This window comes from Paenibacillus sp. FSL M7-1046, from assembly GCF_038007405.1.
GTDB lineage: Bacteria > Bacillota > Bacilli > Paenibacillales > Paenibacillaceae > Paenibacillus_AQ.
On record NZ_JBBOXB010000001.1, the window covers coordinates 1,515,597 to 1,540,597 of the forward strand.

The 25,001-nt window shown below is 53.6% G+C and carries 20 protein-coding genes and 1 riboswitch; of the genes, 1 reads left to right on the top strand and 19 read right to left on the bottom strand.

The window, feature by feature from the left end; translation table 11 throughout:
* Positions 1–16: 16 nt before the first annotated feature.
* Positions 17–961, top strand: a complete 945-nt coding sequence (locus NYE29_RS06485; RefSeq protein WP_340894959.1) for a hypothetical protein — start codon at positions 17–19, stop codon at positions 959–961.
* A 77-nt stretch (positions 962–1,038) separates the two neighbouring features.
* Here NYE29_RS06485 and ilvA read toward each other — a convergent pair whose 3' ends face one another.
* From ilvA to NYE29_RS06580, 19 genes are all read right to left on the bottom strand, one after another.
* Positions 1,039–2,301 (bottom strand): threonine ammonia-lyase IlvA, encoded by a 1,263-nt coding sequence (gene ilvA, locus NYE29_RS06490; protein ID WP_340894960.1) that lies wholly within the window; start codon positions 2,299–2,301, stop codon positions 1,039–1,041.
* A 131-nt stretch (positions 2,302–2,432) separates the two neighbouring features.
* Positions 2,433–4,616, bottom strand: coding sequence for a methyl-accepting chemotaxis protein (locus NYE29_RS06495; RefSeq protein ID WP_340894961.1), 2,184 nt, complete (start codon positions 4,614–4,616; stop codon positions 2,433–2,435).
* A gap of 504 nt (positions 4,617–5,120) precedes the next feature.
* The gene (locus tag NYE29_RS06500) at positions 5,121–5,348 is read right to left on the bottom strand and encodes an aspartyl-phosphate phosphatase Spo0E family protein (protein ID WP_331281748.1); all 228 of its coding nucleotides are present in this window, start codon (positions 5,346–5,348) and stop codon (positions 5,121–5,123) included.
* Between the two features lie 153 nt (positions 5,349–5,501).
* On the bottom strand, positions 5,502–6,815 hold the full coding sequence (locus tag NYE29_RS06505; protein ID WP_340894963.1) for an SEC-C metal-binding domain-containing protein: 1,314 nt from the start codon (positions 6,813–6,815) through the stop codon (positions 5,502–5,504).
* Positions 6,816–7,103: 288 nt separating this feature from the next.
* On the bottom strand, positions 7,104–8,369 hold the full coding sequence (gene purD / locus NYE29_RS06510; protein ID WP_340894964.1) for a phosphoribosylamine--glycine ligase: 1,266 nt from the start codon (positions 8,367–8,369) through the stop codon (positions 7,104–7,106).
* Between the two features lie 24 nt (positions 8,370–8,393).
* The gene (gene purH, locus NYE29_RS06515; protein ID WP_340894965.1) at positions 8,394–9,941 is read right to left on the bottom strand and encodes a bifunctional phosphoribosylaminoimidazolecarboxamide formyltransferase/IMP cyclohydrolase; all 1,548 of its coding nucleotides are present in this window, start codon (positions 9,939–9,941) and stop codon (positions 8,394–8,396) included.
* A 440-nt stretch (positions 9,942–10,381) separates the two neighbouring features.
* On the bottom strand, positions 10,382–10,996 hold the full coding sequence (gene purN / locus NYE29_RS06520; protein WP_340899628.1) for a phosphoribosylglycinamide formyltransferase: 615 nt from the start codon (positions 10,994–10,996) through the stop codon (positions 10,382–10,384).
* Positions 10,996–12,036, bottom strand: coding sequence for a phosphoribosylformylglycinamidine cyclo-ligase (gene purM, locus NYE29_RS06525; RefSeq protein ID WP_038585681.1), 1,041 nt, complete (start codon positions 12,034–12,036; stop codon positions 10,996–10,998). The genes purN and purM overlap by 1 nt, the downstream gene beginning before the upstream one ends.
* A 681-nt stretch (positions 12,037–12,717) precedes the next feature.
* Positions 12,718–14,214, bottom strand: a complete 1,497-nt coding sequence (gene purF / locus NYE29_RS06530; RefSeq protein WP_340894966.1) for an amidophosphoribosyltransferase — start codon at positions 14,212–14,214, stop codon at positions 12,718–12,720.
* Entirely contained in the window at positions 14,199–16,445 is a 2,247-nt protein-coding gene (gene purL, locus NYE29_RS06535) for a phosphoribosylformylglycinamidine synthase subunit PurL (RefSeq protein WP_340894968.1), read from the bottom strand. Before purL ends, purF begins: the two co-directional genes overlap by 16 nt.
* On the bottom strand, positions 16,423–17,112 hold the full coding sequence (purQ, locus tag NYE29_RS06540; protein ID WP_038585669.1) for a phosphoribosylformylglycinamidine synthase subunit PurQ: 690 nt from the start codon (positions 17,110–17,112) through the stop codon (positions 16,423–16,425). Before purQ ends, purL begins: the two co-directional genes overlap by 23 nt.
* Positions 17,113–17,117: 5 nt before the next feature.
* Positions 17,118–17,363: a phosphoribosylformylglycinamidine synthase subunit PurS gene (gene purS, locus NYE29_RS06545; protein ID WP_019913657.1), complete on the bottom strand. Its 246-nt coding sequence runs from the start codon at positions 17,361–17,363 to the stop codon at positions 17,118–17,120.
* A 300-nt stretch (positions 17,364–17,663) separates the two neighbouring features.
* Positions 17,664–18,554 (bottom strand): phosphoribosylaminoimidazolesuccinocarboxamide synthase, encoded by an 891-nt coding sequence (locus tag NYE29_RS06550; RefSeq protein WP_340894970.1) that lies wholly within the window; start codon positions 18,552–18,554, stop codon positions 17,664–17,666.
* Between the two features lie 415 nt (positions 18,555–18,969).
* Positions 18,970–20,265, bottom strand: a complete 1,296-nt coding sequence (purB, locus tag NYE29_RS06555; RefSeq protein WP_340894971.1) for an adenylosuccinate lyase — start codon at positions 20,263–20,265, stop codon at positions 18,970–18,972.
* A gap of 6 nt (positions 20,266–20,271) precedes the next feature.
* Positions 20,272–21,531, bottom strand: a complete 1,260-nt coding sequence (locus NYE29_RS06560; RefSeq protein WP_340899629.1) for a 5-(carboxyamino)imidazole ribonucleotide synthase — start codon at positions 21,529–21,531, stop codon at positions 20,272–20,274.
* Positions 21,532–21,911: 380 nt separating this feature from the next.
* Positions 21,912–22,397 (bottom strand): 5-(carboxyamino)imidazole ribonucleotide mutase, encoded by a 486-nt coding sequence (purE, locus tag NYE29_RS06565; protein ID WP_340894973.1) that lies wholly within the window; start codon positions 22,395–22,397, stop codon positions 21,912–21,914.
* A 247-nt stretch (positions 22,398–22,644) separates the two neighbouring features.
* Positions 22,645–22,746: riboswitch (purine riboswitch) on the bottom strand.
* A 165-nt stretch (positions 22,747–22,911) separates the two neighbouring features.
* On the bottom strand, positions 22,912–23,346 hold the full coding sequence (locus tag NYE29_RS06570; RefSeq protein WP_038585655.1) for a universal stress protein: 435 nt from the start codon (positions 23,344–23,346) through the stop codon (positions 22,912–22,914).
* A gap of 52 nt (positions 23,347–23,398) precedes the next feature.
* Positions 23,399–23,662, bottom strand: coding sequence for a DUF1294 domain-containing protein (locus NYE29_RS06575; protein WP_038585652.1), 264 nt, complete (start codon positions 23,660–23,662; stop codon positions 23,399–23,401).
* An 80-nt stretch (positions 23,663–23,742) separates the two neighbouring features.
* Entirely contained in the window at positions 23,743–24,987 is a 1,245-nt protein-coding gene (locus NYE29_RS06580; protein WP_340894975.1) for an MFS transporter, read from the bottom strand.
* Between the last annotated feature and the right edge of the window lie 14 nt (positions 24,988–25,001).

A 25,001-nucleotide genomic window follows, 5' to 3' on the forward strand; every position in this document is an offset into this window, starting at 1 on the left:
AACAGGAGGAACTTCCATGAAGAAGCACATCATACTAACCGCGGTTATTGCTGCAGTACTGGGAATCCAGCCGGGCTTCGCTGCACCCGTGCAGGCGGAAGGATCAGCCGCTGCATCTGCCGGAGCCTCCAAATCGGTGGTAACTGAAGCCGCTAAGAAGCAACATGCCGAGGCGGTCTATAAAACGACCTTGTCGCTGCTGAAATCTTCCAGCACGCTTCATCAGGGAATCAGCTACCTGAACAGCAACATTTACTCAGTCACCCCCTATCAGGCGGCATTAATGACCCTGAGGCTGGAGAATCTGCAAAAATCGCTGCTGCAATCCTGGGAGAGCAAATTCAGCAGCAACGAAATCCAGCGAAAACTCACCTCCATCTACAAAGAGGGCAGCAGCATGGCCAAGCTTGCCGAGAGTACAGAGGATGCTGCCTTGAGCAGCCTGCTGAAGAGCGCCGGAGAGAGCGGCTACAAGCTGGAGAATGCGGAAGGGACTTTTTTTCCAATCATCGATTATTCAACCTACCGCAGATATAAAATGTATGTTACGGATGACATCCGCGATTATATTACGATTATGGCCATCGAGTCGGAGCTTCCTTCATCCAAGGACAACGGCCTTGTGATTTCCTGGACGGATGTGGTTGCCCGGGCGCTGTCCCAGGAAGAGTTCACCCTGTCCTACCCCAAATCCAACCGGATCGCAGCAGTTAAGTCGCTGTATTCCATGTATGTTGGCGATACTTTCTATGGGCAGAACAATACGCCGCTCTTCCACTATGACAATCTGGAGATGGATCTGGAAGCCCAGAAAGCCTATAGCAGCATACTGGTCAAGCACAACGGCAGCAGTCAATTTCTCCAGAAGCTGGATGGCCTTATGAAGCTGTTGAAAGAGAATGGCTATAAGCTTGATGAAGGTGTCCAGCAGTATCTGAAGACAGAAGTCCCCCTCACCTGAACTATGCAAAAATGCCCGCCCCTGCTGTTTCGGGGGCGGGCATTTTGCATAGATACCGGTAAACCGTGTTTCCCTGCTTAAATCAGCATATTAAACAGATTGGGCTCCTTGTTGATCTCGGTATAATCAAGACCCTTCTGCTGCATCCGTTCGATCAGCGGAGCGTAGTCATCTGTGTTCAGAAGCTCGATGCTGACCAGCGCCGGGCCGTTCTCTTTGTCATTCTTCTTCGTATACTCGAACCGTGTAATATCATCGTTAGGCCCAAGCACCTCGGCCAGGAACTCACGCAATGCACCGGCCCGCTGCGGAAAGTTGACCATAAAGTAATGCTTCAGACCTTCATAAATCAATGACCGTTCTTTAATTTCCTGCATCCGGTCAATGTCATTGTTGCCGCCGCTCACGATGCAGACCACCGTCTTGCCGCGGATTTGATCACGGTACTGATCAAGCGCAGCCATGGGCAGCGAGCCTGCCGGTTCAACGACAATGGCATTTTCGTTGTACAGCTCCAGAATTGTCGTGCACGCCTTGCCCTCCGGTACCTTAATAACGTCATCCAGATGCCGGGAGCAGATATCATAGGTAAGTCCGCCGACACGCTTCACGGCTGCGCCGTCCACAAACTTATTGATTTCTTCAAGGGTCACTACAGCCCCGTTGTTCATGGCTTCACTCATGGAAGCCGCACCGGTCGGCTCTACACCAATCACCTTGGTATTCGGGCTTACGGTCTTCACGTAGGTGGCTACACCGGCAGCCAGACCGCCCCCGCCTATTGTAACGAACATGAAGTCCGCCGGCTTGTCCAAACTTTCCATAATCTCCATGGCAACCGTCCCGTTGCCGGCGATAATACGCGGTTCATCGAAAGGATGGATCAGTGTCATCCCGTGATCAATACAAGCCTGCAAGGCTTCATCATACGCATCGTCGAAGGTATCCCCCTTCAGAATAACCTCAACATATTCACCGCCGAACCGCCGGACCTGTTTGATCTTCTGGTTGGGGGTCGTGGTTGGCATATAGATCTTGCCCTTAATGCCTAGTGCTTTGCAGGAATACGCCACGCCCTGCGCATGGTTTCCCGCGCTGGCACAGACAATTCCCTTGCTTCTATCCTCCGCAGACAAACTGCGAATCATATTGTACGCGCCGCGAATCTTGAAAGAACGGACAATCTGCAAGTCCTCACGTTTCAAATACACATTGCAGCCATATTTGGCCGACAACACCGCATCCAGCTGCAGCGGTGTACGGACGATAACCTCCCGCAGCACATGGTGTGCCCGCACAATATCTTCCATTCCTACGATCCGGTTTTCGCCTTCTCTCATCAATTCCTCGCCTCACTGTCTCTATCTAATCTATTTGCTTCTTGTAACATACTCTTCCAAGGACATTTTATCAAGCATTGTCCTCTCCGGGCAACACATGAATACCTTTTATATACGGCCTAGTTCGGCAGTTAGGCTTTGAATCTGGATACCGTTGTCAGCAATTGGGCGGAGCTGTGTTTGATTTCTTCCATCTCGGTCACGATGCCCCCGGATTTGCCAATAATCTGCTCGGCTTGGGCAGCGATGCTCCCCGCGCCCTCAGCTCCCTCGTTCGTGGCACTGCTGGTCTCGCTGATTGCGGTGAGCATACTCTGGATGGAAGCCAGCAGCTGCTCGGAGGTGGCGCTAAAGTCCGTTACCAGCTCATCGATATATTTGGCATCCTCGCTGTACTGCCGGCCCGTCTCCTGCATGGAATTATAGTCCTGCAGCACCTGCTGGTCCATAAAGCGCAGCATACTCTCCGCCCCCTCCACCAGGCCGGACACCGCTTTAACTACGGCCTCCGTTGCCTCCTGAATCTCAGTCACTGTGTCTCGCGAGTTGTCAGCCAGCTTGCGGATCTCCTCCGCCACAACAGCGAATCCACGGCCTGCTTCTCCCGCTCTGGCCGCTTCAATCGAGGCGTTCAGCGACAGCAGGTTGGTCTGGGCTGCAATCTCCAGAATCGCACTAGTTAAGGCGCCAATCCGTGAGATGGATTTCGATTGCTCTATCGCGCTCCGCAGCTTCTCTTCGCTTTCTCCATACATCTCGTCCGCTTGCTTCCGCGAGCGGAACGCCCCCTCCTTGAGCCGTTCGGCCCGCTCATTGATCGCACTGGCAGCATCAGCGCCCTCCTGGGCTTTGCGGGCAATACCGCTGACCGCATGCCCGATCTCATTCGTGCTGGCATTCATTTCCTCCATCGAGGCTGCAGTCTGCTGCATTCCAGCCGATAATTCCTCCGTTATAGCCGAGATCTCAGAGATGCTTTCGTCCAGCGCAGATACATTTTTCTCCGTATTGTCTACAGCGCCTGAAATGCTCTGCGAGCTGCTCATAATGTCCTGAATCAGCGCCTGCTGCGAAGAGATCATCTCGTTGAAGCCGTGCGCCAACACTCCGATTTCTCCTTTGGCTGTAACCTTGGCCCGTACCGACAAATCACCGGACATCGCTTTCTGGAAAGCAGCAGTCAGGATCGGAATCTGCTTCAGAATGCTGTTGGAGACAAAATAGAGCAGCACGGACATCACCACTATAGAAGCGATGATAGAGAGCATGAAGATCAGTTTGAACATCTGCAGTTCCTTCTCCGCATTTTTTTCAGGAACAATCAGCGCTACCGACCACTGGTTCTCCACCGCAGGGGAATAGGATACATAGCTTGCCTTTCCGTCGATATCTGTCTGGATGACATTGGAGCCCCACTCAGTCATTTTATCACCGACTGCTTTCCAGTCCTCGCCAAGATCGCCCATCTTCTTCAGCAGAATATTATCGCTGTCCGGATGATAGATGAACGTACCGGTCTTATCAATCAGTACGGCAAAACCGCTGCCCTTATAATTAAAAGCACTCAACGCCTGTGTTATTTGCTCCGTGGAGATATCCGCTCCCGCCACTCCAATCAGCTTGCCGGCATCATTCAGAATCGGCGCACTGACACTGACTACCATCTTGCCCGAGCCGGCATCAATATAAGGGTCTGTAACTGTAACACGGTTATTCTTGGCCGTCACCGCGTACCAGTCGCGTTCCTTCAGATTAAAATCTGCCGGAGGTTCAAACTCATCCTGGGTAATTACTTTGTTCAACGCATCCAGTCCCACATATACGTTCAGCAGGTTTTTGTTGTTGTCCTTAATCAGATTAAGTGTACGGATCAGTTCAGTATAGCCGTTTGTCGTCTTAAGTGTATCCCCGGAGTCTGCCCGATCGATGAAGTCACGGACATAAGCATTGGCATTGAGCAGCTCCACACTGTTCATAGCGGGCTGAAGCAGATCATTGACCTTTACACTGATTTTCTCCTTCTCATAGGTCAGCGAGCTGTTCAGATCATCTACAATAATTTGTTTAGCATTGCTGTAGATCACAACCGATACAATAACGAAAATAGCAACGACAGATAAAATCACGGACAAAAACAGCTTGCCGCGGATACCCATATTGCTAAAGGCTCGAATCATTGAACGCAATGCGGAGAATAGCCCGCTTACCTTCTTTTCCTCTACAGCCGGGTGATCCGGCTCCTTCTTCTCCACAACCTTAAGCTCAGGCTGCAGCCCGTTCTTGATCTTCTCTTCTTTGTTTTTTCTTAGTGCCATAGGACTCCCCGCCTTCCATAAAATATGGGCCGACAATACTCTCTCTATGAATGTTTCCTTGTTTTCGACTTATTTCTGCAAAAAATCCCTTTATCCCTTTAACGTTTTACCTCGAGCTGTGAAAAAACTGTGTCCATGTCAGGTATTTTCACAAAACAGCATAATTAAAAACACATTTTTATGTAAAAATGCGTAATCCGACCCTATTTATGCTGAGATTAAGGATTTCGTTGGTTTTTATGTGAGGATTTATATCAGTAAGGGGGTTAAATATAGAGTGAAGATAGAGTAGAAGAGAACGTCCTATGATGAAGAGTGGTCAATCAGGAGAACAGACAATTAAATGGATATGCATTTCCTAGGGGAGGTGAACCGATATATTCTTAAAGCTTAGCGCTGGGAGAGGATTGCAGTTGCGGCACCAGATGATACTTCGAAGATTGTGCAAACGATTTGCCGCAACCACGCAAGTTTTTATAACTTTAACTTTTAATCCTTCTGTGTTCAGACATACCGGAGACGCAGGGAGTGGGTAGGCCAAAGCTCCTCGTTTACAGGTTCATTGTTGCTATGGAACGATTTCATGGCTGTACGCGTGCCAGAACTCCTGTTGTATTCATTTATAAGTTCGTCGAGCACCATCGATTGATGGAGCACGGCGGGATGGCCCAGAGTATATTGATTTTCCAACTTATTCAGCTTATACCGGGCTTGTTCAATGCGTTGTTTCAAACATTCCGCTTCCTTCACTCTTATCCCTCCTCATTTAAGTATTTTAGAAGAGTATTTCTTTTTCCGGGTGAAAATTTTTTTCAGAGAATTCGCCCTAGAAACTAAAAAAAACACAGCCTGAGCGGCTGTGTCCGGTATACATCATATGATGAACTATTGCTTCAGCATCCACTTGAGCAGGTCCGGCATGCTGGCCCATAAACGGGAGTGCATGATGACATATTCAATCGCTTCATTAGAATCTCCCAAGCCTACAAAATCCGGCAGGTTATGCGGCAGCCGCTTCACGCCCAGTAAATAATCCGGCACATGCTTGTTCACGCCACGCGCAACACGGTATAGCATCTTGAGCTGGGAAGTGATTCCGTTCTTCTTGTATTCAAGGACAATCCGGTCATAGGCAAATGCAGCCGCGGCATCATCCTTGCCATATTTCTTCAGCACACGTTCTGCATCATTCAACCGGTTGGTGTACAAGTACGCAGCGGCCAGCAAATACCGCGCACCGGTATTGTCTTCCGGATTAAGCTCCATGATGCGTTCCAGCATCTGCGCCGCTTCTTCCGCGTTGCCACTGAACCAGCAAGACTCGGCATAGCTCTTGCAGACACGGATGTATGGCCGGGTTTCATGCAGGCCCCAGAAGTATCCTTTATTTTGGTTAAAATACAGCTCGCCCAGCTCACGCTCACCCGCAGCAATTCCCGCTTTGAGGTAGGCACGCGCCTCCTGCTCATTCTCCGATTCCTCAGCCAGAATAAGATAAGCGTCGGAATTGTCCGGATATAATTCAAGTGCAGCTTCAGCCAGTTGAATCCGCCGTTTGGTAGAAGTGGCTTCCGCTGCCTGATACAGAAGGGCCTGTGCTTTCTCCTTAGGAGTACCCGGACCGTTCAGCACTAGCAGCTCGTCAGACTCGCCGCCCATGCCGTATTCCTCCACGTAGTTAAGCATTTCCTTAACCTTGCGGGAAATCGTAGCCGCAGTAACCTCATATTTGGTTGCAAGTTCAGCCTGCGAAATCATAAAGCCGTACTCCTCGGACAGCAAATACTCGATCGCCGCACAGAAGGAGCCCATTTTCTTCACAGCAGGTTTAGTCTGGCGGGAGAAGCCGTTCCAAAGCACTAATGCTTCAAAAATCAGCTCCCGCTCGTACTGGTTCCTCATGCTTTCGATAAGCTGCATCGCCAGCTGCTCGTGGGCCGGATGCTCCCATTTCAGCTCGCGTGTTACCATCTTTTTCAGCTTGGTCAGGGTAAGCTTGCTCTCTGGACGAAGGACAGGTTCCAAAGCCTCAGGGCTAATGACAGGTTCAGTTACTGCAGCCTCATGGGCTGCCGCCTCCTCCGTTGTTACGAGCCGAAGTATGGATTCAACCGCTGAGGTTTCTTTACCAAGGCAGCATCTTTTATATTTTTTCCCGCTTCCACATGGGCACAAGTCATTTCTTCCAACCTTACTCAAAAATAATTCCCCCTTAAATCTGTGACTAGCCATACACATAAGCGCATCGCTACTTTTGCACTATAAGTATCATTTCCCGGCAAGACGTATTCTATATTACGGGAACTTCACGGGCACTCCAAAAACCTAATTTAAAAAAGGCCTTTCCATGAAAGGAAAGACCCTTTATCTGTATATATCCGCACATTTTCCCCCGTACGAATTGTATTATAGCACTTCTTCTATCACTTGTCAGTCCTTTTTTGGGACTAATAGCGTAAAAATTTGCTAGGTTGCAGTCCTTTATCCTCAGTTGAGCGCCTTCATGGCGATGTCACTGCGGTTCTGCTTTCCCTGGAAAGTTATGGTTTCTGCACTGGCGTATGCGGCCGCACGGGCATCCGCAATACTCGCGCCCCTGCCGACAACACCAAGCACCCGTCCGCCATTCGTAACCCAGCTTCCATCTTCGCCGCGTGCCGTCCCGGCATGGAAGATCAGCGCGTCCTGGCTGCTCTCCAGACCGGAGATAGGCACGTCTTTAGGATAAGGACCCGGATAACCCTCTGAAGCCAGCACTACGCATACAGCCGCTTCATCACTCCACTGAATCTCAATATCCGCCAGCCTGCCCTCAGTGACAGCCAGAAAAATCTCCAGCAGATCACTCTTCAGCCTAGGCAGTACGACCTGCGTCTCGGGATCGCCGAAGCGGGCATTGAACTCAATCGTCTTCGGCTTGCCATCCGGTGAAATCATCAGCCCGGCAAACAGTACGCCGCTAAAAGGGCGGCCTTCGGCCACCATGGCTTTGGCTGTTGGCTCGATGATCGTCTCCACCGCCTCGCGGATAATATCCTCAGCGATGTGCGGCAGGGGCGAATACGTGCCCATTCCGCCGGTGTTCGGTCCTTTGTCGCCGTCGAATATCGGCTTGTGATCCTGCGCCGCCGCCATTGGCCGCACCGTTTCACCGTCAACAAACGCAAGAATCGACATTTCCTGCCCCGCGAGGAATTCTTCGATGACCACCCGCGCACCGGCTTCTCCGAATACCTTGTCCACCATAATATCACGCAGCGCCTGCTCGGCTTCTTCACGAGAATAAGCTACGGTAACGCCTTTGCCGGCAGCCAGGCCGTCGGCCTTGATGACGATCGGCAGCTCCTGTGCGCGCAAATAAGCAAGTGCTGCTTCATAACCGCTGAACTTCTCGTAGGCTGCTGTCGGGATGCTGTATTTGTGCAGCAGATCCTTCATAAACGTTTTGCTGCCTTCGATTTCAGCTGCATTCTTGCGCGGGCCGAACACAGGAATATTCTGCGCTTCAAAGGCATCAACGATACCTGCCGCGAGCGGATCATCCGGTCCAATGACTACAAGACCAACCTCACGCTCCTTGGCAAAAGCAGTCAGCCTGTCGAATTCGAACACGCCGATCGGCACACATTCAGCAAGCTGCGCGATCCCGGCATTGCCGGGTGCACAGTAGATTTTACCGGCTTTGGGGCTTTGGGACAGACTCCAGATGATCGCATGTTCCCGGCCCCCGCCGCCAACCACTAAAATATCCATATAAACGAAATCCTCCCCGGGCCTCTAGTGTTTGAAATGGCGGACGCCGGTGAAGACCATGGCAATTCCATGTTCATTCGCAACCTTGATGGATTCCTCATCCTTGATCGAGCCACCCGGTTGAATAACTGCGGTAATTCCAGCCTTCGCAGCCATTTCCAGCGTGTCGCCCATCGGGAAAAAGGCATCAGAAGCCAGTACAGCGCCTTTGGACTTCTCTCCGGCCTGTTCAATGGCAATTTTGGCCGCTCCGACACGGTTCATTTGTCCGGCGCCTACGCCAACAGTCATATCATTGGCCGCCAGTACAATCGCATTGGACTTCACATGCTTAACCACTTTCCAGCCGAACAGCAGTTGCTTAAGCTCTTCTTCGGTTGGCTTGCGGGTAGTGACCACTTGAAGCTCTTCCGGATTCACGGAGTGCACATCACTCTCCTGCACCACCATACCGCCCTCAATGGAGGTAACGACAAAGCTGCTCTTGCGTGCGGAGGCCGTGCTTAAGCTGCCGATTTTGAGCAGGCGGATGTTCTTCTTCTTCGTAAGGATCTCCAGCGCTTCTTCCGTGAAGCCCGGTGCCAGCACGATTTCCAGGAAAATATCCTTCAGCAGGTTAGCGGTATCCGCATCAATAATACGGTTCGCAGCCACAATCCCGCCGAAAATGGAGGTTGGATCAGCATTGTAGGCTTTTTGGTAAGCCTCGTATACACTTGCGCCCACGCCCACGCCGCATGGATTCATATGCTTAACGGCTACAACCGCCGGCTCTTCAAATTCTTTGACGATTTGCAGCGCCGCATTGGCATCGTTAATGTTGTTGTAGGACAGCTCTTTGCCGTGCAGCTGCTCGGCTGCCGTCAGCGTATCCTGCGCAGCGAGCGGCTTGCGGTAGAACGCCGCCTTCTGATGCGGGTTCTCCCCGTAACGCAGATCCTGAATCTTCTCGTAAGTCACCGTATAGCGCTCCGGCAGCGGTTCACCGGTCACATTAGCCAAATAATCGGCAATCAGGGCATCGTAAGCCGCCGTATGGCGGAACACTTTTGCCGCAAGATGTTTGCGGGTCTCAAGGGTCGTATCTCCGCCTGCACGCACCTCATCAAGCACACCTGCATAATCGGCCGCGTCCACCACCACACTGACAAAAGCATGGTTCTTCGCCGCCGAACGCAGCATCGTCGGTCCGCCGATATCGATGTTCTCGATAGCTTCCTCGTACGATACATCCGGCTTGGCAATCGTCTCCGCGAACGGATACAGGTTCACCACGACCAGATCGATGTAGTCCAGCCCAAGCTCGGTCATCTGACGCGTGTGTTCCTCGTTGTCACGAACTGCCAGCAGTCCGCTGTGTACGGCGGGATGCAGCGTTTTGACGCGTCCGTCCATAATTTCCGGGAACCCTGTGACATCGGAAATACCGATGACTGGTACGCCTTCTTTAGCCAAAAGTGTGCTAGTGCCGCCTGTGGAGATGATTTCTACGCCCAATGCAGACAACTCGCGGCAAAAATCCACGATGCCCTGTTTATCCGATACGCTGACCAGCGCTCTTTTGATACTCACTTTGAATAGTCCTCCTCCGGATGATGCCCGATTAGTTGTGTTTGAATGGTTAACGCTTAAACATGTGATGCCCTAAACTTGTATAACTGATCTACAAGCTCTTTCACCCGAATAAACCAGCCTTGCCAAATCACTAAAATTCCAGCAGCTTACAGCATTCTTTCTAAGGCATAAATCAGGCGTTCCATCACTCTCCGACACCCTTTGCCCGCTTGTGCAATATTTCCCGAGAAATATCGGAAGTGACCGCAGAGATTAACCTTTGTCGATAAAAAAATCAGCACACCGCGCAATTCGCCAGTATTTAACGCTATAGACGTGCTAAACAATGCTGTTTTAAAAATTTCTGCGGAATCGCAGCTCATGTCCATAGTATGCGACACTGAATGACTCCATTTATGGCAAGCTCCCTGTCCTTAGCAGCAATCGCGCCTATACTTCTATTCGGAAATTGTGGCTTTTCTTCCGTCCAATCCAATTTTCCCGGCGGCAAAAGCAGATACTACCTCAGGGTAAAGCTCATACTCTACCTGATGAATTCGTCCGGCAAGGGTTTCCGCTGTATCTTCGGCCTCTACGGCAACGCCGCGCTGGGCAATAACCGGCCCGGTGTCCATACCTCCATCGACAAAATGCACCGTAACCCCAGTCAGCTTCACACCGTAGTCTAATGCCTGGCCGATGGCGTCCTTGCCGGCAAAGGCTGGCAGCAGAGAAGGATGAATGTTGATGATCCGCCCGGCGTAAGGCGTAAGCAGCACCGGAGTAATCAGCCGCATATATCCCGCCAGTACGACAAGCCTGATATCCCGGCGCTGCAGCTCAGCTACAATCTCCGCTTCATACAGCTCCCGGCTTGCGAAGTCCTTCGGCCGCAGCAGGAGGGCAGGAATCCCCGCTTCCTCCGCACGCTGTGCCACTAGCGCTTCCGGCCTGTCGGATACCAGCAGCTCAATGCGGCCTCCGCCAAGCTTCCCTGCGTTCTGAGCCTGAACCAGCGCGGCAAAATTGCTGCCCTGCCCGGAGGCAAACACAGCGATCCGGCTGTACTGCATCACACTTCAGCTCCCGTAAAGGTAACCTTGCGTTCCCCTTCCGTTACTGTGCCGATCAGATAAGCTTCTTCCCCGCCTGCTTTCAGCAGTTCCAGTGCTTTCTCTCCGTCCTCTGCAGACACTACCAGCACCAGGCCGACGCCCATGTTGAAGGTAGTGAACATATCGCGGTTGCTTACATTGCCTTTGCTCTGCAGCAAGCCGAAAATCGGCAGAATCGGCCAGGAGCCATAATTAATCTCCACATTCACATGATCCGGCAGTACGCGGGGAATGTTCTCGATGAACCCGCCTCCGGTAATATGCGCCATGCCTTTAACCGGCAGCTGTTCCAGCAGCGCGAGCAGCGGCTTCACATAAATCTTCGTCGGAGCCAGCAGCACATCCACCAATGGAGCTCCAAGCTCAGGGACCACATCGTTCAGCGCATAGCCGTCTTCCTCAAGCAGAAGCTTGCGTACCAGCGAGAAGCCGTTGCTGTGCACACCGCTGGACGCGAGACCGATCACCGTATCTCCCGGTGCGATGTTCGCGCCCGTAACCAGCTTCGCTTTGTCGGCTACGCCAACTGTGAAACCGGCGATATCATATTCGCCCGCCGAATACATCCCCGGCATCTCAGCCGTTTCACCGCCGATGAGCGCGCAGCCTGCCTGATGACAGCCTTCCGCGATGCCGGCAACAATAGCCTCGATCTTCTCCGGCACAACCTTGTCACAGGCGAGATAATCGAGGAAGAACAGCGGCTCTGCGCCTTGTACTACAATATCATTCACACACATGGCTACGGCATCGATGCCAATCGTGTCGTGGCGGTCGGCCGCGAAAGCGATTTTGAGCTTCGTACCCACGCCGTCGGTTCCCGATACGAGCACCGGTTCTTCATACTTGTCCTTATTGAGACCAAACAGCGCGCCGAATCCGCCCAGCTCCGTCATAACCTCCGGACGGTACGTGCGCTTTACATGCTTCTTCATGCGTTCAACGGCTTCATTGCCAGCCGCAATATCCACTCCGGCGTTTTTATAAGCTTCCGACACTTTTGGACACCTCATTATTAGTTAGTTTAGAGCGCGTTTCGGGGCGGCAGGGATTGGGTGGTGGCTATAGTCGTCATTACGAGGAATGTTTGGACTTCCGGTCGCTGTTATGGTTGGATTTCCTTGATTTGAACCGCTGTTCGCGGTAGAAATCCAACCATAAAGGCGAACGCTACGCTCCTACAGTTCCAAACTTCCTCTCCATGACTCCAGCCACCGGGGTCAAACCCAGCCGCAAGCCGCTGTACGCGCCTTGCACAGCAGCAGCAAGGCCTCGGCGCTTGGCAAAGCCAAAGCGCCTCCTCAGCGAGAAAAGCGTTCCCTGCATTTGCGCAGCAAACAAGGGAGAGCTTTAAGAGCTTTGTCTTGGCGCGCGGGGCGAAGCCGGGCGCGCCCAAGCGAGAGGACCCCCGATTTTGCGCAGCAAACAGGACGGGTTCTTGAGCACTTGGCCCGGCGAGGCAGCATGCCGCCAGGGCGCGGAGCGCCGTAGAGCGTGTCCCGGCCGTGCGCAGCACACAGGGACACAGCGGGCCCCCGCACCCCAGCCTTCTTAGCAAGTTAAAAGCAAACTCCTACCGCCAAACTTTCGGGTGGCCGGAGGGCAGAGCCCTTCGGAATCCCCCTTCGCAAGGGGGACTTAGGGGGATGGGCCACTCGACTATAGGGGGATGGACCCGCTTAACAGGAACACCCGTCCTTCTCTTCCCCGCCGAAATCAACCTGCGTCGGGTAATCGTTATCGAAGCAGGAGAGGCATAAACCGCCTTTGTAATCATCGCTATTATAACCGCCGATGGATTGGATCAGCCCTTCCGGTGAAAGGAAAGCCAGGGAATCGGCGTTGATCTCCTCGCACATTTCCTGAATACTCTTGTAGGAGGCGATGAGTTCACGCCGATCAGGTGTATCAATGCCGTAGAAGCAAGGGTTCTTGAATGGCGGCGAGGTAATCCGCACATGCACTTCAAGCGCTCCGGCCTCGCGCAGCAGGTTCACGATCCGGCGCGAGGTGGTGCCTCGCACAATGGAATCGTCGATCATGACGACGCGCTGGCCTTCAACGACGCGGCGCACGGCGCTCAGCTTCATCTTCACGCCTTGCTCACGAAGCTCCTGGCTCGGCTGGATGAACGTCCGGCCAGTGTATTTGTTCTTGATCAGTCCCAGCTCATAAGGGATACCTGTTTGCTCGGCAAAGCCGATGGCTGCGGAGATACTGGAATCCGGTACGCCGGTTACAATGTCCGCATCCACAAAAGCTTCAAGCGCCATCCGGCTGCCCATCCGCTTGCGGGCGGAGTGCAGGTTCGAGCCGTTCAGGTCGCTGTCCGGCCGGGCAAAATAGATATATTCCATGGCACACAGCGCCTTGCGCTTCGGCTCAGCGAAGCGGTCTTCCCGGATGCCGTCCTTATCAAGCACGAGCAATTCACCCGGCTCAATATCACGCACCAGCTTGGCACCGATAACTTCCAGCGCACAGGACTCTGAAGCGAAGACATAGGCTTCACCGAGCTGGCCCATTACGAGTGGACGAAGTCCGTGCGGATCCGAAGCGACGATCAGCTTGTCGTTGGTCATCAGCAGGAAGGCAAAACCGCCGACCAGCTGCTGCAAGGCATCTTTGGTGGCTTCGACAAAATCCTTCTGCGAACGTGCGATCAGATGCGCCAGTACCTCGGTGTCGCTTGTAGTCTGGAAAATAGAGCCGCCTTGCTCCAGCTGCTTGCGGATCAGCGGTTCGTTGACAATATTGCCGTTGGTGGCAATGGCCAGATCGCCGTCACGGTATTTGAAGACAAGCGGCTGCGCATTGGTCAGCCGGCTGTCGCCGCTGGTGGAATAACGCACATGACCAATGGACATGTCACCCACCAGTGAAGCAATTTTATCTTTATCGAATACTTCCTTGACGAGGCCCATGCCGCGGTGATAGTTGAAGTCGCGTCCGTTTGCCACGCAGATACCCGCGCTTTCCTCTCCCCGGTGCTGCAGGGCATGCAGTCCATAATAAGACATGGAGGCGGCTTCCGGGTGTCCGAAGACCCCGAATACGCCGCATTCTTCTTTTAAAGTGTCAAAAATATCTCCCGAGCCCGTTCCTTCGTTGTAAAAATCGCCGGTCCACAGGATAGGATCCGCCTGCTCTTTCCCGGTCTTTATTTCATAAGACATGGAATAGCATCCTCCCAAATGATATTTAATTCCGTTACAGCTTCATCCAGTGCAGCCTTGCCGTCCAGGGCCAGGCGCAGTCTGTCCCCGCCGACAGTTCCGATGATTTCCACAGGTACGCCGTAAGCGGCCACCGCTGCTTTCAGCTCTTCCGCACGATCAGGAGCAGCGGTCAGTACGATACGGGATTGGCTCTCGCTGAACAAGGCCACGTCCGGACGCAGCCCGTTCGCGGACAGCTCTACGTTAGCGCCAATACCGCCGCTGATGCAGCTCTCTGCCAGTGCAGCCGCAAGGCCGCCTTCAGAAAGGTCATGCGCCGAGCGGACCAGACCGCTGCGTATCGCGCTAAGCACTGCATCCAGCAGCTTTTGTTCAGTGGCCAGATCCAGTGCCGGCGGACGGCCTTCCGTCAGGCCATGTACAGCATATTGGAACTCACTGCCGCCAAGCTCAGCCTTGGTCACCCCAAGCAGCAGAATGGCGTCGCCCTCTTGCTTGAAGGCTTGAGTAGTAATGTGATCGGTATCTTCCACGAGACCCACCATGCCGACAACCGGTGTCGGATAGATCGCTCCGGAAGCATTTTCGTTGTACAGGCTGACATTTCCGCCGATAACCGGCGTATCCAGCACACGGCAGGCTTCAGCCATGCCGTCTACCGCACGTTCCATCTGCCAGAAAATCTCCGGCTTCTCGGGACTGCCAAAGTTCAGGTTATCTGTAATCGCCAGCGGTTTAGCCCCGGAGCAGACAATGTTGCGCGCCGCTTCGCTGACTGCAATCCGGCCACCGACTTCAGGGTCCAGATAGACATAACGGCCATTGCAGTCCGTAGTCATTGCCAGGCCTTTGCGTGTGCCGTGGATCGTAACCACTGCCGCATCAGAACCGGGACGAACCGCTGTGCTGGTGCGAACCATATAGTCATATTGGTTGTATACCCATGCTTTGCTTGCTACGGTAGGGGAAGCGAGTACCGTGCGCAGCGCGCCGCCCAGATCGGTAACCTCTGCATAACGCAAAGTATCGACCGATGCATTCTCTTCATAATAAGCAGGAACTGCTGACGGTTTGTTGTAGATTGGACACTCATCTACGAGAGCCGTTACCGGCATATCGCCGACAACCTCACCGTGATGGAACAGCTTCAGGCGGCCGTCATCGGTTACCTTGCCCACTTTGCGGCAAATGACGCCCCAGCGGTCAAAAATCTCCTGTGCCTGCGCCTCATCCTTAGGCTCCACTACAAACAGCATCCGTTCCTGTGATTCCGACAGCATCATCTCGTAAGGGGTCATGCCTTCTTCACGCTGCGGTACCTGATCCAGATACAGCTCCAGGCCATTGCCCGCTTTGCTGGCCATTTCTGCGCTGGAGCAGGTCAGGCCTGCCGCGCCCATATCCTGAATGCCAAGCACGATGCCGCTGTCGATCAGCTCCAGGCAGGATTCCATCACCAGCTTCTCCATAAACGGATCCCCAACCTGCACTGCTGTCTTCTTGGCTTCCGACTCCTCGCTCAGCTCCACAGAGGCAAATGTCGCCCCGTGAATACCATCACGCCCTGTAGGCGGACCTACGTAGAATACGGGGTTGCCTACACCTTTGGCGACACCGCGCTGGATTTTATCATGGTCGATCAGTCCGACACACATCGCATTGACCAGCGGATTGCCGTCATAGCTGTTGTCGAACATGATTTCGCCACCCACGGTCGGAATGCCGATACAGTTGCCGTAACCTGCAATACCGGACACGACATGCTCGAACAAATATTTTACCCGGTCACTCTCAAGCTTCCCGAAACGCAGGGAGTTGAGCAGCGCTACCGGTCTAGCACCCATGGAGAAAATATCGCGGATAATCCCGCCCACGCCTGTAGCCGCACCTTGATAAGGTTCTACCGCCGACGGATGGTTGTGGCTTTCGATTTTGAATACAACCGCCTGGTTGTCACCGATATCGACAATGCCGGCGCCTTCGCCCGGTCCCATCAGGACACGCGGTCCGCTGGTCGGGAACCGGCTAAGAAGCGGCTTGGAATTTTTGTAGGCGCAGTGCTCGGACCACATTACACTGAATACGCCGATTTCTGTATAGTTGGGCTTGCGGCCCATGAAGGACGTGATCAGTTCATATTCGCTGTCCGACACGCCGAATTGACTGTAGATTTTCTGCTCCGCGATTTGCTCTGCGGTCGGCTCCTTAACGGATACTTGCTGCGTCATAACGATCCCTCCAGGTTTTGAGTATAGATGTAAACATCCGTTTGCCGTCTTCCGAGCCCAGCAGACTGTTCGCTGCACGTTCCGGGTGAGGCATCATGCCAACCACATTGCCCGCTGCGTTGCTGACGCCTGCAATATCGGCTACCGAGCCGTTCGGATTGTCGCTATATGTGAATACGATCTGATTGTTTGCTTTGAGCGACGCCAAAGTCTCTTCATCACAGTAATAATTACCTTCGCCATGCGCGATCGGAATGACAATCTCTTCATCCTTCGCATAATCAACAGTAAACGGGGTTGTGTTATTAACGACCTTAAGCACGGTATCATGACAGCGGAATTTCATCGACATGTTGCGGCGCAGCGCACCCGGCAGAAGTCCCGCTTCGGTCAGAATCTGGAACCCGTTGCAGATGCCAAGCACGAATTTGCCCTGCTCCGCAGCTTTGGCCACTTCAGCCATCACCGGAGCAAACCGGGAAATCGCGCCGCAGCGCAGATAGTCACCATAAGAGAAGCCGCCTGGCACCAGAATGCAGTCATACGCCGACAGGTCTGTCGCAGTATGCCACACATAATCTACGGGTTCGCCAAGGCTGTCTTCTACCGCCTTATAACAGTCGATGTCGCAATTGGAGCCTGGAAAGACGAGTACAGCAAATTTCATGACTTTTAGTCCTCCAATTCGTAGCGGTAATCCTCGATCACCGTGTTGGCCAGCAGCTTTTCGCACATTTCCTTGAGGCGCCCTTCCGCTTCGGCGCGGTTATCTGTATCGAGGGTAAGCTCCATATATTTGCCGATGCGCAGACTTTCAACTTCCTGGAACCCTACCGAATGCAATGCTCCTTGCACGGCTACACCTTGGGGATCGAGCACGCTTTTCTTGATGGTGACATAGACTGTCGCTTTTAACATACGCTTGTAGTTCCTCCTAAAATTTTATGGGCCTCAATGGGCAATCAACAAAAACTCGGATGTACCTGAGTTTAATATTGAGATAACTGCATTCTGTACAGCTAAATTCCTTTTATTTCGGGCAAAACCCACTTTAATTGCATTCCATACAGCTATATTTTGAAACAACCGCCGTTCCAGGCTTGTTCGCCTGATTTAGTTGTACCGGATACATTTAAAAGGCAGCCAGCGGCGATTTTGCTCAAAATAACTGCAGAGAATGCAGCTAGCGGATACACTACAGCTGGCCAAGCTAATAAACTATAAAGACTTGCCGGTGAGGCGATGATAGATGTCCAGATAACGGCGGCTCGTCTCTTCCACGACTTCAAGCGGCAGCGGGTCCGGCGTGCTGTTCTTGTCCCAGGAGGATGCGGCAAGATACGTCCGGACAGGCTCTTTGTCCATGCTGTCGATTTCAATATCCAGACTGTATTTATCTTTGGCCCAGAAGCGGGAAGCATCCGGGGTGAAAATCTCGTCGATCAGAATCACCTTGCCGTCCAGCAAACCGAACTCAAACTTGCAATCCGCTAGGATGATACCTCGCTCTTCACAGTACTCTTTGGCAAAAGCGAACAGCTTCAGGCTTTTCTCCTTCAGCTCAAGCGCCAGGTCGGCACCGATCAGCTCCTGCATCTGCTCAAAAGGGATATCCTCATCATGGCCTACATCATTTTTGGCCGCAGGGGTGAAGATCGGCTGGGCCAGTACGGCGTTTTTACGCAGGCCTTGGGGTAGTTCAATACCGTTAACTTTCCCGGTCTCCTGGTACTGCCGCCAGCCCCCGCCGGTGATGCAGCCGCGCACGACACATTCAATATCAATGCGCTCTGCTTTGCGGACAACCATGATCCGGTTCTTGAGCGCCTCTCTGTCGCGTGCGATATCTCCGAGCTGGTCCACATCAATATGCACGACATGGTTCTCCATCAGTTCCTTCGTCTTGCCAAACCAGAAAGCGCTGAGCCGGTTCAGCACATTGCCCTTCTCCGGCACCGCCGGATCAAGCACATAGTCGAACGCGGAGATCCGGTCCGTAACGACAATCAGGGTCTGTTCCCCCAAGTCATACAATTCGCGAACCTTTCCTTTATAGAGCAGCGGTGCATTTACGAGATCCACAGCCGTGGATACGGCAGGGTGTGTCATGACCTTTCCTCCCTTGAACAAATGATCTTGCTAATATCTTGAGCAAAAAGCGCTGGGACGTTTTATTTCCTTCGATCTGGATCAACAGAAATTTGTAATACTTCCTCTGGTTAATAGGTTCACTGCAAGAAATATTTGGACTTCCGATCGCTGTTATGGTCATATTTCTCTGATTTAACCGCAAGCTGCGGTAGAAATCTGACCATAGCTCATGCTTCCGAAGCGAGCTTTCCTACGGAAAGCTTTCAGGCGAACGCTGACGCTTCTACAGTTCCAAAATTTCTCTCCGTTCCACTTTACCCCAAGTGCTTATTTCATTCTCCCTGTAGCTCCGCTTCTCAGTATAGAAAAACTGCCTAGTGCTCCCGCTCGTATTATTCTCCAGCTCCTCCGTTCACCACTAACTTACCTTTTATTAGATAAGCTCCAGCTTACGGAAGATAGTGTCGACATGCTTAAGGTGCCATGTAGGGTTGAATGCATCTTCGATCTCTTCCGGGTTAAGTACGGCGGTGATTTCAGGTGTGGCTTCGACGATGTCGCGGAACTGGGTTTGCTCTTCCCAAGCCTGCATCGCACGAGGCTGAACGGTATCGTAAGCCTGCTCGCGGCTGAAGCCCTTGTCGATCAGCTTGGTCAGGATACGGCCGGAGAACGGCACGCCGAAGGTCCGGTTCATGTTGCGCTTCATATTTTCCGGGAACACGGTCAGGTTCTTCACGATGTTGCCGAAACGGTTCAGCATATAGTTGAGCAGCATGGTCGCATCCGGCAGAATAATCCGTTCCACCGAAGAGTGCGAGATGTCGCGTTCATGCCACAGCGGTACATTCTCATAAGCAGTAACCATATGGCCGCGAATGACGCGCGACAGGCCGGAAATATTCTCGCAGCCGATCGGATTGCGTTTATGCGGCATGGCGGAGGAGCCTTTTTGACCTTTGGCAAAAGCCTCTTCCACCTCGCGGATTTCACTCTTTTGCAGCGCGCGGATCTCGGTGGCGAACTTGTCCAGCGAAGTGGCGACCAGCGCCAGCGCAGCCATATATTCGGCATGGCGGTCACGCTGCAGGGTCTGCGTGGAGATCGGTGCCGGGCTGGTGCCCAGCTTGCGGCAGACGAACTCTTCCACGAACGGGTCGATGTTGGCATAAGTGCCGACCGCGCCGGAGATTTTACCGAACTGCACGCCGTTCGCAGCATGGCGGAAGCGCTCCAGGTTGCGTTTCATTTCCTCATACCACAGCGCCATCTTGAGTCCAAAGGTCGTCGGCTCAGCGTGAACGCCATGTGTGCGTCCCATCATCGGCGTATCCTTGTAAGCTACCGCTTTATCCTTAAGAATTTCAATGAAGTTAATGATGTCCTGCTCCAGAATTTCGTTCGCCTGGCGCAGCAGGTAACCCAGCGCCGTATCAACAACATCCGTGGAGGTTAATCCGTAATGCACCCATTTGCGCTCCGCGCCAAGGCTTTCGGATACCGCACGGGTAAAGGCGATCACGTCATGACGGGTTTCAAGTTCAATCTCGTTGATGCGTTCAATATCAAACTTGGCATCCTTGCGCAGCTTAGCGGCGTCTTCCTGCGGAATAACTCCCAGCTCCGCCCAGGCTTCACACGCACATATTTCCACTTCGAGCCATGCATTGAATTTATTTTCTTCGGTCCAAATGGCCCGCATCTCAGGTCTGCTGTATCGTTCGATCATATCTTGTCAGTTCCTCCAAAGGTTAGTTTGCTCCACCCAGGACAAGCCGTCTCCGGTGTCCTTGCAGAGCAGGTTGATATGGCCCATCTTGCGGCCGGTCTTGCTCTCAGTCTTGCCATATATATGAAGCTTGGGCGAAATCCCCAGCCGGTTTGCTGCTTGGTCCATCTCACTAATCCGCTCCACTGCCCCGTCCAGATGCTGCCCAAGCACATTCACCATGACTACAGGAGTCAAAAGCGAGGTATCGCCAAGCGGCAAGTTGCAGATCGCCCGGACATGCTGCTCGAACTGCGAGGTGACGCAGGCGTCCATCGTGTAATGCCCTGAATTATGCGGGCGCGGAGCCAGTTCATTGACGAACAATTCTCCTTCGTCCGTCACGAACATCTCTACCGCCAGCAGTCCGACGGCATTCAGTCCGGACACCAGCCGCTCAGCAAGCTCGCAGGCTCTCCGCTGAATCTCCTCCGGCACACGGGCAGGCACAATCGACAGATGCAGGATGTTGTTCACGTGAATGTTCTCGGCAGGCGGAAAGCTCTTGACCTCACCGGATGCGCTGCGGGCAGCAATGACGGAGATTTCGCAGCTAAAAGCAACGAATTTCTCCAGCACCAGCTCCGGCATAACGTTTCCGGCTGAGGCTGCGGAATCGGTGGAGCTGTCTGTTCCGCCAGCTTGCGGCGCCTCCTGCGCTCCGCCAGCTCCCGGCGCGACCTGCCGGAAGGCTGCTTCCAGCTCTTCCGGCCGGCGGATGACGGCTTGTCCCTTGCCGTCATACCCCCCTGTGGCTGTTTTCAGCACACAGGGCAGGCCCAGGTCGGCGGCCGCGGCGTTCAGCTCCGCCAGGCTGCCGACCTTGCGGTACGGGGCAACGGGCACGCCTGCCGCCTCGATGGCCGCTTTCTCGCGCAGCCGGTGCTGCGTGGTGTACAGCAGCGCGCTGCCCTGGGGCACGTACGACTCTGCCGTCAGCAGCGCGGCCACGCCCGCATCGACGTTCTCGAACTCGTACGTGATCACGTCCGAGCGGCGCGCCAGCTCCCGCGCTGCGTCCCGGTCGTTGTACGCCGCGTGAATCTGCGGCGTCACCTGCCCGCAGGGCGCATCCGGCGCCGGGTCCAGCGCCACGAAGCGGTAACCCATGGCGCTGCCGGCCAGCGCCATCATCCGCCCGAGCTGGCCGCCGCCCAGCACGCCGATGGTTGCACCGGGGCGCAGCGTCCGGGGCCTGTCTCCACCCGGTGCGGCGACATAGGACACCGTAGCCTCCTGGCCTGGAGCTTCCAGGCCATTCTCTTCGCCCCGCTGTCCAGCTTGTCCCTGCTGTGCCAGAACGTCCAGGCCATTCTCCTCGCCCCGCTGTCCAGCTTCTCCCTGCTCTGCCAGGACGTCCAGGCCATTCTCCTCGCCCCGCTGTCCAGCCTGTCCCTGCTGTGCCAGGACGTCCAGGCCATTCTCTTCGCCCCGCTGTCCAGCCTGTCCCTGCTGTGCCAGAACGTCCAGGCCATTCTCTTCGCCCCGCTGTTCAGCCTGTCCCTGCTGTGTCAGGACATCCAGGCCATCCGCTGCTTCGCTCCGGGATTGCCTCCCGTCCCGCGTCGTGCTCACTTCCAAACCGTCCGGCTTCAGCTCTTCCGGTTTCATAAGGTGTCGCTGCTTTCCAGCACTTCGCGCTCTGTAGCTTCGCGCCGCTGCTGCACCCGGCTCTGCACCTCTGGCTCGAACGCGCCGATTATCTGCGCCGCGAGCAGCCCTGCATTGATGGCCCCGGCACGGCCAATGGCTACTGTCGCCACCGGAATGCCGCCTGGCATCTGCACAATGGAGAGTAGTGAGTCCAGACCGTTAAGCGCCTTAGACTGCACCGGAACACCGATAACGGGCAGCACCGTCTTCGCTGCCACCATACCCGGCAGATGCGCCGCGCCGCCTGCTCCGGCGATAATGACGCGAAGTCCGCGGCCCGCCGCTTCCTCCGCATAGCGGAACATCAGATCCGGTGTGCGGTGTGCGGAAATCACTTTTTTCTCATAAGGCACACCCAGCTCTTCCAGCACCGAACAGGCATGCTCCATCGTTTCCCAGTCGGATTTGCTACCCATAATAACCCCAACTTGCACAGACATGACTCAACCTACCTTCCGTTCCCGATATAGATACTCTTATCTGCTTTAAGTTTGTCCCATTTCTCGCAAGTTTCCCATAATTCCGAAAAAAAAAGCCCGGATTCCAAACGCATTCTGCTGCGGGTGGACCCAGACTACTGCAGGAATCAGGAGGGACTGCTCCATCTGTCTCCGCCTCGGCAGAGCATACAGGGACAAGCACATAGTGCACTGCCCAAATATCCCCGGGACGGCGCTGATGGCCATTCTAGTCATCCTATTTCCTCGTAGTCCGGAAATTTACGGTTGCCGGGTAGAAACTTCCGGGCCTTATCCCCGGTTTTATACGAGCTCTTCATAGGTTCAGTTTAACAATGGCCTACACTTCATGTCAACTTAAACACGAACATTGTAAAATTTACACGTTAAATCGTTCGCTTTTTGGCAAATTCTAATTCCTGTTCTTGGCTAATTGGGCAGGGAAACTAAAGAAAAAGGGGGGAACACCTTTGTGCTCCTCCCGGAATAAAATCTATTATTTTACGACCAATACCGGAATACGGGCGCTCTGCACCACATTATGGCTTACGCTGCCCAGAACAAATTCACGTATTCCGCCAAGTCCGCGGCTGCCGATTACAATAACATCCACATCATGCTCCTTGGAATAATTCAAGATCACTTCTGCAGGAGATCCTTGCAGCAGCTCCACCGTAGCATTCAGTCCTTCCGCTTCAAGCCGGCTCTTCACTTCTTCTGTGGTCTGCACCGCCAGATCATAGTAATCTTTGTTTACAGAAGCAGGTAGAGGCGCAAGAGCTTCCCCGATAAAAAAGCGCGGGAATTCAAATGCGTGTACAACGTAAAGAGATGAACCCGGAGTTACCTTAGCCAGCTCGATCGCGCGCTCCAATGCCTGATTGGATGCCTTGGAACCGTCATAGGCGAGCAAAATTTTTGAGAATAACATGTACGCCACCTCTTTTTCTGTTTTGTGTAGCCATAACGTAATTCAAAAAACCTTACCTTAAAAAGTACCCATACAGCAGGATATTAAGCAGCAACAGCAGCGGAATTCCGATCCTGAAAGAAGTATGCCGCGTCTTGTGGCGCTTGCGGTACATGGCAGTCAGCACACCCAGCGCACCGCCCATAAATGCCAGCAGAAAAAGCGTCTTCTCAGGTACGCGTTCCCGCCTTGTACGGGCCTTGTTCTTGTCCTCGGACATTACCACATACCCGATAATATTAATTAGTGCAAACCACAGCAACACACCCTTGACCATTCCTTCCGGCTCTCCTCCCTCTTATCCTATCTACTTCATATTATAGTACCCTTTCCGGCAAAAAACCAATAATCCTCACATTACCTGCCATGTATACGCCCTTGCTTTCCTGTTCTTTCGCGGGACCCGCCAGCATCCGTAATCCATACCCAGGATAATACGGCAGCAAGTGCTGCCGCGATTCCGCCCAGCCAGAATCCGCCGCTTAGACCATAGGCAGAGCTCATCCAACCCGCCACAAACGGCCCTCCAGACATGCCTATTGCATACACCGCCTGATAGAAGCCCATCGCAGTTGCCCGTTTAAAGGGCGCCACTCCCGATACCGATTTGCCAAGCAGCAGCGGAAAAATAAGTCCCTGCATAAAGCCGTTCCCGATTTGTGTCGCACACAAGGCGGCAAGCGTCGGCATTGAAGGAATCAGCAGCGTGAACAGCGCGCTTCCGGCAAAACCCAGCAGCAGTGTCCCCCGGTCGCCAAGCAGCCTGCCAAATAGACGGGAGCCGTAGAGTGTCGCAACGGCATGGGGCAGCATGAATGCCAAAGTCAGCCAGCCTAAGCTTTCCTTGCTTGCACCGATGTCCAGCGCCTGGTTCGGAGTATAGCCGAACATTGTAATAAAGAGCACACAGTGCGCCAGCACGGATAACAGCGAGACTTTGACCAGCAGCGGTTCTTTAATTACCGCTGCAAGGTCTTTAAGTTGGATCGCATTCTCCCGCTTCTCCTGCTGCTGTTCCGGCAGACGCAGGGCGAGTGCCAGAGCCGCTATCGCCACAAGCCCCCCGATAACAAACGGGGCATTCCAGCCCCAGTGCTCCACCATGTAGCCGCTGATCATCATGCTCATCAACTGGGCGATGACCGTGGTGAACTGCAGCATGCCCATCGCTTTTCCCGCTTCCTCTTTCGGAAAATAGCCGGCAAATATTACCGAGTACACTACCCAGGCGGAGGCTGCTATTCCGGATACGGCACGAGCCGCCAGTGCCCAGCCCGGATGCGCTCCCGCCATAAACAGCAGGCAGCTTGCGCCGCTGGCGATCAGCCCCAGATAAATGAACGGCCGCCGCCGGTTCAAATAATCCGAGCCGATTCCGATCGGCAGCCGGAACAGAATCTGCATCAGACCGTATATCCCCAGCACTGAGCCGACCATAACATACGAAGCTCCGAGATGCTCCACGTAGGGAGAGAGCACCGGAACATAAATATATGAAGAGAACCAGAACATAAAGACGATGACCAGGAAGAAGAACCGGCTGCTTTCCCTGGTCTTTGAACCTTCTACTGACTGGGCCCCGTTTTCTTTTTGCTTAGGCATTGTCACTTTACCAC